This window comes from Citrobacter amalonaticus (genome assembly GCF_001559075.2).
GTDB lineage: Bacteria > Pseudomonadota > Gammaproteobacteria > Enterobacterales > Enterobacteriaceae > Citrobacter_A > Citrobacter_A amalonaticus_F.
On the sequence record NZ_CP014015.2, the window covers coordinates 409,114 to 420,331 of the forward strand.

Sequence of the window (11,218 nt, forward strand, 5' to 3'; positions counted from 1 at the left end):
GAGTAAAGCATGTCTGCACATGATAACTATCTGCAACAGGCCCTGGCCCTGGCGGCCCGCAACGTTGAACAGGGTGGGCGCCCGTTTGGCGCAGTGATTGTTCGCAACGGCGACGCGATCGCCGAAGCCGTCAATACGCTGCACCTGGATGATGATCCCACCGGGCATGCGGAGCTCAACGCCATTCGGGCGATTGCCGCCCAATCAGGCAGCGCGGCACTCCGCGAATGCGTGGTTTACGCCAGCGGGCAACCGTGCCCGATGTGCCTTAGCGCGATGTATCTCACCGGGGTGAAAGAGGTCTGGTTCGCCAACAGCAATGGCGATGGCGAAACGTTCCGTCTCTCCACGGCGGCCATTTATCAGCAGCTACAGCAGCCTCTCGAACAACAAACGCTGCCCGTTCATCATCTTCCACAGCCTAACGGTCTGGCGGTGTATCAACGCTGGGCTGAAAAACAGTCATGAACAAAACCTCCCGCATTGGCCTGATGCTGCTGGTTCTGGTGCTGATTGGCCTGAACATGCGTCCGCTGCTGACCTCTGTCGGCCCGCTTTTACCGCAGCTGCGCGCCGCCAGCGGCATGAGCTTTGCCGTGGCGTCGCTGCTCACGGCGCTACCGATGATCGCCATGGGCGCGCTGGCGCTGGCTGGCGGATGGATCAATCGCCATATCAGCGAGCATGTCAGCGTCGCCTTAAGTTTGTTGATGGTGATGACCGGCGCATTGCTTCGTGAACTGGCGCCGCACAGCGTTGTGCTGCTCAGCAGCGCGGCATTGGGATTGGGATCATTCAGGTTGTGATGCCCACGGTGATTAAGCGTCTTTTTCATCGCCGCATGCCGCAGGTGATGGGGCTCTGGTCGGCCGCATTGATGGGTGGCGGGGGACTCGGTGCGGCGCTGACGCCGTGGATCGCGCAACGCAGTGAACTCTGGCACCGCTCGCTGGCATGGTGGGCCTTGCCCGCGCTGATCGCTCTGGTTGGCTGGCTGGCGCAACGCCGCTCCGCAGAGATGCCGCTCACTCATCCGAAAGGTGCCGCCGTGCGCGTTGTCCTCAACCCGCGCGCCTGGACGCTGGGGCTTTATTTTGGCGTGATCAATGGCGGTTATGGCAGCCTGATTGCCTGGCTGCCGCCGTACTATATTCAACTGGGCGAAAGTGCGCAGTTCAGCGGCACGCTGTTGGCACTGATGACCGTCGGTCAGACGGCGGGAGCGCTGATATTGCCAATGCTCGCGCATCATCAGGATCGCCGTAAACTGCTGCTTTTCACGCTGGCACTACAGATGCTCGGCTTTTGTGGTTTTATCCTCTGGCCCACGCAATTGCCAATTCTCTGGGCTGTGGTTTGCGGTATTGGCCTGGGCGGCGCATTTCCTTTATGTCTGGTGCTGGCGCTCGACCATGCCCGACATCCGGTAATATCCGGTAAATTAGTTGCTTTCATGCAGGGGATTGGTTTTATTATCGCCGGCCTCTCTCCCTGGCTCTCCGGTCTCTTGCGCAGTCTGAGCGGCAATTACTGGCTTGACTGGACGTTCCACGCCCTCTGTGTCGCCGGGCTGATGGCGCTCACACTGCGTTTCGTTCCCGCCCGCTATCCGCAGGAGTGGTCTGTCGCCGAATAAGACGCGAAATAAAAGACGGGGAATTAACCGACTCGTTCCTGTTGTGCCTGACAACGAAAGTGCCAGCGAACTGGCACTTTCCCACTCGACGCGATAACCGGATATAAGAAATGGCAATCATCAATATTAATGATTTATTGCCGGGGCTATTAACGCTTACCGTAACCCACCATAAAACGAATCATCAGGCCGCAGGCAGGTGAAAGAAAAAGAAACAATCCTGTGACCATTTCGTCACCGGCAGTCAACCACATCGTGGTGTAGTATATCAGCACCGCCAGAATGACCATGCCGAGAAGCGCGCTAATGGCTGATACCCAACCTAAAACCTGCGCGATATAACCACTGACACCCAGGATACTTGCGAGCAGAAAAGCTAAAAAAAAGATCATCGCCGTACCTCCTTTTTGCGTGAACTCCGAACGTAAGCCCTTACTCTCCTTATACTTTCAATCATAAACTAAAGCGGCATCTCCGGCAAATATCACAACTTTTTCATAACAATTTTAATTATACGAATATTCCGCATTGTGCTTTTCTAACCTTATTAAAAACAAACAATTAAAAAACACGACATTATTTTTTATACGCAATGCAAATATTTACGCTTCTTGATTAATTATTTGTGGCTGACATTAATCTCCAGGTGGTACATTATGCGTCCAGCATTCATGCCCCTCGTGGTTTTATCCTGACGCAGTTTTACACTCTTTGCAGGAACCATTGTCGTACATGATGGCCTAAGACATTGAGTGTACCGCGTTGGAGAATACGTCTTCTGCGATACAAAAATGGGTATCTTTAGAAGGTATTTATGTTCCCAAAATGCAAATTTTCCCGCGCGTTCCTGCATCCGCGTTACTGGCTCACCTGGTTTGGTCTCGGTGTGCTCTGGTTATTGGTGCAACTGCCCTACCCTGTTCTGTGCTTTCTCGGCACCCGGACGGGCGCACTGGCGCGCCCCTTCCTGAAACGTCGCGAGTCTATCGCCCGTAAAAACCTTGAGCTCTGCTTCCCGTCTTATTCTCAGGAACAGAGAGAAAAGATGATCGAAGAGAATTTCCGTTCTCTCGGGATGGCGCTGCTGGAAACCGGTATGGCCTGGTTCTGGCCGGACCGTCGCGTGCGTAAATGGTTTGACGTTGAGGGACTGGATAACCTGCAACGCTCGCAGGCGCAAAATCGCGGCGTGATGGTCGTTGGCGTTCACTTTATGTCACTGGAGCTGGGTGGTCGGGTAATGGGGCTTTGCCAGCCGATGATGGCAACCTATCGTCCGCACAACAATCCGCTGATGGAGTGGGTACAGACCCGCGGACGGATGCGTTCGAATAAAGCGATGATCGGCAGAAACAATCTGCGCGGTATCGTTGGCGCCCTGAAAAAAGGGGAAGCCGTCTGGTTTGCACCCGACCAGGATTACGGCCCGAAAGGCAGTTCTTTCGCTCCGTTCTTCGCCGTTAAAAATGTAGCGACCACTAACGGTACCTATGTGCTGTCGCGCTTGTCCGGTTCCGCGATGCTCACCGTAACGATGGTCAGAAAAGCCGGTAACTGCGGCTACCGTCTGTATATCTCCCCGGAGATGCAAGGCTACCCGGCGGATGAAAATCAGGCTGCTGCCTACATGAACAAAATTATCGAGAAAGAGATCATGCGCGCCCCCGAGCAGTATCTCTGGATCCATCGCCGCTTTAAAACCCGTCCAATGGGTGAAGCCTCGCTTTACATTTAAAAAGGCCGCAAGGCCTTTTTTATTGCCTGTCGCCCGCCAATAACCCTGATTATGATAGGGTTTTTCATCCTCGTTTTTCGGACCGTAAATCGCGTCGCTCAAAGGGGATTTATTACCCTCTGCAATTATACTGTCGCCGAATCCCGACAGTTGTAAGTTACTAAAAGTAAATAAAAAAATGCCTCTTGTCTCGCCTCATTTTTAGGCGTACATTAGCGCCGTCTGGAGCAATCAACGCACAGAATTCTGAGGTGATGCCGCAAACGAAATGAGGAATATTCCGGGTTTCGTTTTTACCGGTATCAGCTCTCTATAATCAGATGAGATGAAATTCATTCAGGCGTATCAGTTATTGCGCGGAGAGATGAAAGTGAAATATTTCTTTATGGGCATTTCTTTTATGGTCATCGTTTGGGCCGGTACGTTTGCTCTGATGATCTAAAGACAACAATGCAGCAAAGAAAACAGGAGCCGATGGCTCCTGTTTGCGTTTGAAGGGACCGGGGTTTTACTCAAGCGTCTCAGAGGTTGATTTCGTCCCGGCTGGCAGCAAGCCATCGGCGCGGAACATTGATTTAATCCCTCTGATCGCCTGACGAATGCGATCGCGGTTCTCAATCAGCGCGAAGCGGACATGGGTATCACCGTAATCACCAAAACCAATGCCTGGCGATACACACACTTTGGCGTCGTTCAGTAGCTTCTTCGCGAAGTCCAGCGACCCCATCCCGGCATACTGTTCCGGGATCTTCGCCCACACGTACATCGAAGCCTTCGGCATTTCGACCATCCACCCGGCCTCATGCAGTCCTTTCACCAGCACGTCACGGCGACGCTTATACTGCTCGGCGATATCCCGTACGCACTGCTGATCGCCTTCCAGCGCCGCAATCGCAGCAACCTGCAGCGGGGTAAACGTCCCGTAGTCGTGATAGCTCTTAATCCGCGCCAGCGCATTGACCAGCGTTTTGTTACCGACCATAAAGCCAATACGCCAGCCGGCCATGTTGTAGCTTTTCGACAAGGTGAAAAACTCCACCGCCACGTCGCGGGCGCCAGGCACCTGCATGATGGACGGCGCTTTCCAGCCGTCGTAAACGATGTCGGCATAGGCCAGATCGTGCACCACCAGCACATCGTAACGCTTCGCCAGCGCGACCACTTTCTCAAAAAATTCTAACTCAACGCACTGTGCCGTCGGGTTAGACGGAAAGCCAAGGATCATCATCTTCGGCTTCGGATAACTTTCGCGAATCGCACGTTCCAGTTCGTTGAAGAAATCGATACCTTCCACCAGCGGAACGGAACGTACCTGAGCGCCGGCGATCACCGCGCCGTAAATATGGATGGGATAACTGGGGTTCGGCACCAGCACCGTATCACCGTGATCGAGCGTGGCCAGCATCAGATGCGCCAGCCCCTCTTTTGAGCCGATGGTGACAATCGCTTCGGATTCCGGATCGATATCGACATCATAGCGTTCCTGATACCACCGGGAGATGGCCCGACGCAGACGCGGAATACCGCGAGAAGTGGAATAACCGTGCGTATCCGGGCGCTGCGCCACGGTACACAGTTTTTCGACGATATGAGGCGGCGTCGCACCGTCCGGGTTCCCCATGCTGAAGTCGATAATATCTTCGCCGCGCCGACGCGCAGCCATCTTCAGTTCAGCGGTGATATTAAAAACATAAGGGGGAAGACGATCAATACGCGTAAAGCGACGTTCAGGGCGAGAGTCAGCCATAATATCCTCAGATTCACGTTAGCGCCCGGACCGTCCGAGCGACGCTGCCACGATGGTGGCATGTTTAGAAAATAGCCTGATTAAAATCCTTCTGTCGAGAGGGAAAGGAAAATATTTTTTCGGTCACCAAAAGAGGAACGACAATTTTAAAAGGGGAAATAATAGGTTTTCCACACTGCTTAATGTTACTTTTCAATAACATTTTGTTGCTATGGTAATAACCATGAAAGCGGGCGTTTTATGAGATGTATTGTAAATACACCAATCAACCAACAATCCCCTTTTAAAATTATGGTTTTTCCTCATTAGTCGCAAGATCTCAGCAGGCTGGTCATCCGCCCTGCGGTTACCTATCATAGGACTTTAACCCTTTGGCAAGAGTCCCCCCGTGCACGAAATATTTACCATGCTGCTGGCCGTGTTTGACCGCGCAGCGCTGATGCTATTTTGCCTGTTCTTTCTCATCCGCATCCGCCTGTTTCGCGAGCTGCTGCATAAGTCTGCCCATACGCCAAAGGAACTGCTCGCCGTCACCGCGATTTTTTCGATGTTCGCATTGTTCAGCACCTGGTCCGGCGTACCGGTAGAGGGGTCACTGGTGAACGTGCGGATCATTGCCGTGATGTCCGGCGGCATCCTGTTTGGTCCGTGGGTCGGCATTATTACGGGGGCAATCGCCGGGACGCACCGTTATCTGATCGACATTGGCGGCGTAACGGCGATCCCCTGCTTTATTACCAGCATTCTGGCGGGCTGCCTCGCGGGCTGGATTAACCGCAGGATCCCCAAAGCCCAACACTGGCGCGCCGGGATTTTAGGCGGCATGCTTTGCGAAACGCTGACGATGATTCTGGTGGTTCTCTGGGCGCCAACCACTGAACTGGGGCTGGATATTGTCTCGAAAATCGGTATTCCGATGATCCTCGGCAGCGTCTGTATCGGGTTTATCGTGCTGCTGGTTCAGAGCGTTGAGGGGGAGAAAGAGGCGAGCGCCGCGCGGCAGGCCAAGCTGGCGCTGGATATCGCCAATAAAACCCTGCCCCTGTTTCGCAAGGTCAACAGCGAATCGCTGCGCCAGATCTGCGAAATCATTCGCCACGATATCCACGCCGATGCGGTCGCCATTACCAATACCCAGCATGTGCTGGCCTACGTCGGCGTCGGGGAAGCAAACTACCGCAACCACGATGACTTCGTCAGCCCGACCACCCAGCAGGCGATCAATCACGGTGAAATCATCATTAAAAACAATGATGAAGCGCACCGCACGCCGGAGATCCACTCCATGTTGGTCATTCCATTGTGGGAAAAAGGGGTGGTGACCGGCACGTTAAAAATTTACTACTGTCACGCCCATCAGATCACCTCGTCATTGCAGGAAATGGCGGTGGGTCTGTCGCAGATTATCTCGACCCAACTCGAAGTCTCCCGCACCGAGCAATTGCGAGAAATGGCAAATAAGGCAGAGCTACGTGCGCTGCAAAGCAAAATTAATCCTCATTTCCTGTTTAACGCCCTGAACGCAATTTCGTCATCGATTCGACTTAATCCGGACACTGCCCGTCAGCTCATTTTTAATTTGTCGCGTTATCTGCGCTATAACATTGAGTTAAACTATGACGAGCAGATCGACATCAAAAAAGAGCTGTATCAAATCAAGGATTACATTGCCATTGAACAGGCCCGTTTTGGCGACAAGCTGACCGTGATTTATGATATTGATGAAGAGGTCAACTGCTCCATCCCCAGCCTGCTGATACAACCGTTAGTGGAGAATGCCATCGTCCACGGCATTCAGCCCTGCAAAGGGAAAGGCGTGGTAACGATTAGCGTCGCCGAGTGCGGCAACCGGGTGCGTATTGCCGTCAGGGACACTGGCCACGGTATCGACCCGAAAGTGATTGAGCGCGTGGAATCCAACGAAATGCCGGGCAATAAAATTGGCCTGCTTAATGTCCATCATCGCGTTAAGCTGTTATATGGTGAAGGCCTGCATATACGCCGCCTGGAACCTGGGACCGAAATCGCCTTTTATGTCCCCAACCAGCGTTCGGCAACGGCTACGCCCGCCACGTTATTGCTTTAAGCCGGAGTAACACTGTGAAAGTCATCATCGTTGAAGATGAATTCCTCGCCCAACAGGAACTCAGTTGGCTGATTAAAGAACATAGCCAAATGGAGATTGTCGGGACGTTTGACGACGGTCTGGATGTACTGAAGTTTTTGCAGCATCAGCGCGTCGACGCCATTTTTCTCGATATCAATATTCCGTCTCTGGATGGCGTTTTGCTGGCGCAAAATATCAGCCAGTTCGCCCATAAGCCGTTTATTGTGTTTATTACCGCGTGGAAAGAACATGCGGTTGAAGCGTTCGAACTGGAAGCGTTTGACTATATTCTCAAGCCGTATCAGGAATCGCGGATTGTCGGGATGCTGCAAAAACTGGAGGCGGCCTGGCATCAGCAGCAATCCGGCACCGCTGCGGCCGGCCCTATCACCCGTGAAAACGACACCATCAACCTGATCAAAGATGAGCGGATCATCGTCACCCCGATCAACGAAATTTATTACGCCGAAGCGCATGAGAAAATGACGTTTGTCTATACGCGACGGGAGTCGTATGTGATGCCCATCAACATCACCGAGTTCTGCAACAAACTGCCGCCCTCGCATTTTTTCCGCTGCCACCGCTCGTTCTGCGTCAACCTGAACAAGATTCGCGAGATCGAGCCGTGGTTTAACAATACCTATATTCTGCGGCTCAAGGATCTGGAATTCGAAATTCCCGTCAGCCGCAGTAAGGTGAAAGAATTCCGGCAATTAATGCATCTGTAGTCGGCTGAATTGTGCTGCCGCCAGGCAGCACGGAAATCAGACTTTGAGCATTTTGACCGTGGACTCAATATCAATCTCATCTTCCGAGAAGATTAACGTCGTGCCCTGGAAGGTGGTGATCGCCAGTTTTTTTACCGTGCGCATTTCACCGGGTGTCGCCGTGGTTTTCGGTCGGATGCTGCTCATCAGCAGCCCGACAGAGAGCACTGCATTTTCTTTATCAATCGGCGTGTCGGCCGGGACCTCTTCGCTGAACACCACGAATGACTTAATCGAGGTGAGCTTCAGTCGCTCGCCCGCGATATAGATATATTTGCTGTCCGGCACGACCTTCACCGCATACGCGGAAAGACCTTTGTTGTTGGTGGTGGGTTCAAAGGTTACCGCCGCATCTTTCTTGAGAAGCTCAGGGTTGGCAACCTTAATCACATGAAAATAGCGATTATCGCCGTTCTCATCTTTGATAAATCCAAAACCTTTATCTTTAAACCACGTTGTGATTGTTCCGTTCATCGCCATTACCGTCTGGTTAATCTACTCAATTTTTTGCAGCGCGCAGTGTAAAGCACAATGCCTGCGCAGGCCACGTCTTTGGCTTAAGTCTGGATGATAAATTTCAGCGACGCGAGGGAAAGTGAAGCCACCGTCATTCGCCGGTCGGCTGAAAATGGGTTATCATCCGCATCCACTTTCCCGCCGGGCAGCCTGATGTCTACGATTATTGATACCTTTATTGCCCCACCGTGCAACGACGAGATAGAGACGCTCTATCAGGACGATCACCTGCTGTTGATCAATAAACCCAGCGGGCTGCTCAGTCTGTCAGGGAAAAATCCACAAAATCTCGATTCGGTACACTATCGGCTGGTTCAGCAATATCCAGGCTGCACGCTGGTCCACCGTCTGGATTTCGGCACGTCCGGGCTGATGGTCGTGGCGCGTAATAAGGCGATCAATGCCGCCCTCTGTCACCAGTTCAGCCAGCGCACCGTCAGTAAAGTCTACAGCGCATTGCTCTGCGGACATCTGAACGCTGACAAAGGGGTGATTGATGCGCCGATAGCCAACGATCCGGCACGGTTTCCGCTGATGTCAATTTGCCCGGTCAATGGCAAACCCGCGCGATCGCGTTATCAGGTCGTGGCGCGTATTGACCAACAGCAGGCCGACGGAACCATACTGCCGTTGACGCGGGTCCAGCTCACGCCGGAGACCGGACGCACACATCAGCTACGTATTCACTGCCAGCTATTGGGGCATCCGATTCTGGGCTGCGACCTGTATGGCGGTCGCCTGCTGCCTGGTACGGAACGAACCACACGGCTGATGCTACACGCCAGCGAATTACGCTTTACTCATCCCGTCAGCGGGGAGCGCATCAACGCGCATCACGCCGCGCCGTTCTGAACGCGACTTACCACATCAGATCATCAGGCACTTTAAAATCAGCATACGGATCGTCTTCATCCTGCGCTTCCTGACTCAACGCGCTGTGCAATACGATGCTATTGGCGTCGCGCTGCGCAATTTTATCGGCGACGCTGGCCGGGATAATCGCGTATTCGCTCTCACCGCTGTTATCGGTAGACAGACGCGCAATAGCCAGACGTCCGTTGATCAACTGCGTCTGGGTCAGCTTATCGACGTAGATTTTCTTGATGAGATTGTTATCGGTGAAGTTAAAACCAATGTCGCCTTTTGCGACAGTGATCCGGTTCATTTCAATCAGTTGCTTCACCTGGGCTTTAAATTCTTTCGCCAGCGTCGCCTGCTTTTGCTGCTCACTGAGCTGCTTGTCACGCTCAAGCTGCGCCTTTTTATTTTCTTCAACCGCCTCTCTTGCCTCACGAGCCTGCACGCGTGATTTTTTAGCCGTTCTCTGGACTTTCGCCATCTTTTTGCTGGTTACTAAACCCGCTTTTAGCATCTGCTCTTGTAAGGTAAGTTTCGTCATCTTTGCTTATAAACCTGTGGAATGATGTCTGAGATTATACCTGCAATTTTTGCGACGATACCAGTTGGCAGGCGCGGTTTACGGGCCTCGTTGTGATCGGGCTGGGGTAACGCATGCTGTTCAGCCATAAACCGTGAATCAGAGGGCGAATACTATTGCGGAAAAAGGATGAAAAAAACCGCGTGGGACACGCGGTTTTCCCGTTGAACAAGGCTTACAGAATCTGACCTAAGGTCTGGCGCAAATGCGCGCCGGAACCGAGCAGACCGGGGTTGTCGTGAACAATCAGATACACCGGAATATCCTGAACGTAGGCCTTAAAGCGACCTTTATCTTCAAATCCCCCCCGGAAGCCCGAGGCTTTGAAGAACTCCAGGAAGCGCGGCACGATGCCACCGGCAATGTAGACACCGCCAAAGGTGCCCAGTGTTAACGCCAGATCGCCGCCAAAACGCCCCATGATCACGCAAAACAGCGACAGTGCGCGACGGCAGTCCGTGCAACTGTCGGCCAGCGCACGTTCAGTAATATCCTTTGGCTGCAGATTTTCCGGCAGACGTCCGTCAGATTTGACGATCGCCCGGTACAAATTCACCAGCCCCGGACCAGAAAGCACGCGTTCCGCAGAGACGTGACCAATCTCAGCGCGCAGGACCTCCAGGATGATCGCCTCTTCTTCGCTGTTCGGCGCGAAGTCAACATGACCGCCCTCACCCGGCAGGCTGACCCAGCGTTTATCAACATGAACCAGATGCGACACCCCGAGACCGGTGCCCGCGCCATACACCGCGATAGGTTTCCCCTCAACCGGTTCCGCGCCGCCAAACTGGATCAAATGCGCTTTTTTCAGCATCGGGATCGCCATCGACACGGCGGTAAAATCATTAATGATTTCCAGATGGCTGAAACCGAGGTTCTTTTTCATCTCTGCAATAGAAAACGCCCACGTATGGTTGGTCATCGCCACCCAGTCGCCCGTAATCGGGCAGGCGATGGCGATACAGCCCGCGTCCACTTTCACCTTGTGCTCATCGAGGTAAACCCGCACGACAGCTTCCAGGCTGGGATAGTCCAGACCGGAATAGGTTTTGGCCTGCGAGATGTCACCACTGTCGATATCACACAGAGCAAGACGCGCGTTGGTGCCGCCGACATCACCTACTAAAGCATACTTTGTCATTCTTCTACTGCTCCGCTAAAGTCAAAATAAGTCTTTGCCACACTGTAAATATACGGGGGCATAACAACAACGTCAGAAAAGCGAGTCCCCTGAAAATATCGATCCAGGTCACACAATAACTTTATCGTTTC

The 11,218-nt window shown here is 52.9% G+C and carries 13 protein-coding genes; 8 read left to right on the plus strand and 5 right to left on the minus strand.

Going from position 1 to position 11,218, the window contains the following annotated elements:
• The first annotated feature begins 9 nt into the window (after positions 1 to 9).
• The 3 genes from AL479_RS01985 to AL479_RS01990 are packed head-to-tail and all read left to right on the plus strand — an operon-like array spanning position 10 to position 1,636.
• Positions 10 to 468, plus strand: a complete 459-nt coding sequence (locus AL479_RS01985; RefSeq protein ID WP_061074869.1) for a nucleoside deaminase — start codon at positions 10 to 12, stop codon at positions 466 to 468.
• Positions 465 to 806, plus strand: coding sequence for a hypothetical protein (locus AL479_RS24155; protein WP_420535880.1), 342 nt, complete (start codon positions 465 to 467; stop codon positions 804 to 806). The genes AL479_RS01985 and AL479_RS24155 overlap by 4 nt, the downstream gene beginning before the upstream one ends.
• Complete coding sequence (locus tag AL479_RS01990; RefSeq protein ID WP_420535881.1) at positions 806 to 1,636, plus strand: cyanate transporter; 831 nt, start codon at positions 806 to 808, stop codon at positions 1,634 to 1,636. The genes AL479_RS24155 and AL479_RS01990 overlap by 1 nt, the downstream gene beginning before the upstream one ends.
• A 149-nt stretch (positions 1,637 to 1,785) precedes the next feature.
• Here AL479_RS01990 and AL479_RS01995 read toward each other — a convergent pair whose 3' ends face one another.
• Entirely contained in the window at positions 1,786 to 2,028 is a 243-nt protein-coding gene (locus tag AL479_RS01995) for a DUF2545 family protein (RefSeq protein WP_061074870.1), read from the minus strand.
• 422 nt (positions 2,029 to 2,450) lie between these two features.
• Between AL479_RS01995 and lpxP the strand changes: the two genes are divergently transcribed.
• Entirely contained in the window at positions 2,451 to 3,371 is a 921-nt protein-coding gene (lpxP, locus tag AL479_RS02000) for a kdo(2)-lipid IV(A) palmitoleoyltransferase (RefSeq protein WP_061074871.1), read from the plus strand.
• 370 nt (positions 3,372 to 3,741) lie between these two features.
• A complete protein-coding gene (ypdK, locus tag AL479_RS02005) occupies positions 3,742 to 3,813 on the plus strand; it encodes a membrane protein YpdK (protein WP_010723117.1) in 72 nt (23 codons plus the stop codon).
• Between the two features lie 66 nt (positions 3,814 to 3,879).
• On the opposite strand, the gene alaC is transcribed toward ypdK, so the two are convergent.
• The gene (gene alaC / locus AL479_RS02010; protein WP_061074872.1) at positions 3,880 to 5,118 is read right to left on the minus strand and encodes an alanine transaminase; all 1,239 of its coding nucleotides are present in this window, start codon (positions 5,116 to 5,118) and stop codon (positions 3,880 to 3,882) included.
• Positions 5,119 to 5,506: 388 nt separating this feature from the next.
• Between alaC and AL479_RS02015 the strand changes: the two genes are divergently transcribed.
• Together AL479_RS02015 and AL479_RS02020 are read left to right on the plus strand one after the other, a co-directional pair.
• Positions 5,507 to 7,204: a sensor histidine kinase gene (locus AL479_RS02015; protein ID WP_105291713.1), complete on the plus strand. Its 1,698-nt coding sequence runs from the start codon at positions 5,507 to 5,509 to the stop codon at positions 7,202 to 7,204.
• A 14-nt stretch (positions 7,205 to 7,218) separates the two neighbouring features.
• Positions 7,219 to 7,953 carry a LytR/AlgR family response regulator transcription factor gene (locus AL479_RS02020; RefSeq protein ID WP_061074874.1) on the plus strand — a complete coding sequence of 245 codons (735 nt, stop codon included), beginning with the start codon at positions 7,219 to 7,221 and terminating at the stop codon, positions 7,951 to 7,953.
• Between the two features lie 36 nt (positions 7,954 to 7,989).
• On the opposite strand, the gene AL479_RS02025 is transcribed toward AL479_RS02020, so the two are convergent.
• Positions 7,990 to 8,472, minus strand: coding sequence for a cold-shock protein (locus AL479_RS02025; RefSeq protein ID WP_061074875.1), 483 nt, complete (start codon positions 8,470 to 8,472; stop codon positions 7,990 to 7,992).
• Positions 8,473 to 8,661: 189 nt separating this feature from the next.
• On the opposite strand from AL479_RS02025, the gene AL479_RS02030 reads away from it, so the two are divergent.
• Complete coding sequence (locus AL479_RS02030) at positions 8,662 to 9,360, plus strand: RluA family pseudouridine synthase (protein ID WP_061074876.1); 699 nt, start codon at positions 8,662 to 8,664, stop codon at positions 9,358 to 9,360.
• 7 nt (positions 9,361 to 9,367) lie between these two features.
• Here AL479_RS02030 and AL479_RS02035 read toward each other — a convergent pair whose 3' ends face one another.
• Positions 9,368 to 9,907: a DUF2058 domain-containing protein gene (locus AL479_RS02035; RefSeq protein ID WP_061074877.1), complete on the minus strand. Its 540-nt coding sequence runs from the start codon at positions 9,905 to 9,907 to the stop codon at positions 9,368 to 9,370.
• A 214-nt stretch (positions 9,908 to 10,121) separates the two neighbouring features.
• Positions 10,122 to 11,087 carry a glucokinase gene (glk, locus tag AL479_RS02040; RefSeq protein ID WP_061074878.1) on the minus strand — a complete coding sequence of 322 codons (966 nt, stop codon included), beginning with the start codon at positions 11,085 to 11,087 and terminating at the stop codon, positions 10,122 to 10,124.
• Positions 11,088 to 11,218: the final 131 nt, after the last annotated feature.

What these genes read in the sequence shown, in the direction of transcription:
- AL479_RS01985 (WP_061074869.1), top strand. Translation starts at nt 10, where the DNA reads ATGTCTGCACATGATAACTATCTGCAACAGGCCCTGGCCCTGGCGGCC.
- AL479_RS24155 (WP_420535880.1), top strand. Translation starts at nt 465, where the DNA reads ATGAACAAAACCTCCCGCATTGGCCTGATGCTGCTGGTTCTGGTGCTG.
- AL479_RS01990 (WP_420535881.1), top strand. Translation starts at nt 806, where the DNA reads ATGCCCACGGTGATTAAGCGTCTTTTTCATCGCCGCATGCCGCAGGTG.
- AL479_RS01995 (WP_061074870.1), bottom strand. Translation starts at nt 2,028, where the DNA reads ATGATCTTTTTTTTAGCTTTTCTGCTCGCAAGTATCCTGGGTGTCAGT.
- lpxP (WP_061074871.1), top strand. Translation starts at nt 2,451, where the DNA reads ATGTTCCCAAAATGCAAATTTTCCCGCGCGTTCCTGCATCCGCGTTAC.
- alaC (WP_061074872.1), bottom strand. Translation starts at nt 5,118, where the DNA reads ATGGCTGACTCTCGCCCTGAACGTCGCTTTACGCGTATTGATCGTCTT.
- AL479_RS02025 (WP_061074875.1), bottom strand. Translation starts at nt 8,472, where the DNA reads ATGGCGATGAACGGAACAATCACAACGTGGTTTAAAGATAAAGGTTTT.
- AL479_RS02030 (WP_061074876.1), top strand. Translation starts at nt 8,662, where the DNA reads ATGTCTACGATTATTGATACCTTTATTGCCCCACCGTGCAACGACGAG.
- AL479_RS02035 (WP_061074877.1), bottom strand. Translation starts at nt 9,907, where the DNA reads ATGACGAAACTTACCTTACAAGAGCAGATGCTAAAAGCGGGTTTAGTA.
- glk (WP_061074878.1), bottom strand. Translation starts at nt 11,087, where the DNA reads ATGACAAAGTATGCTTTAGTAGGTGATGTCGGCGGCACCAACGCGCGT.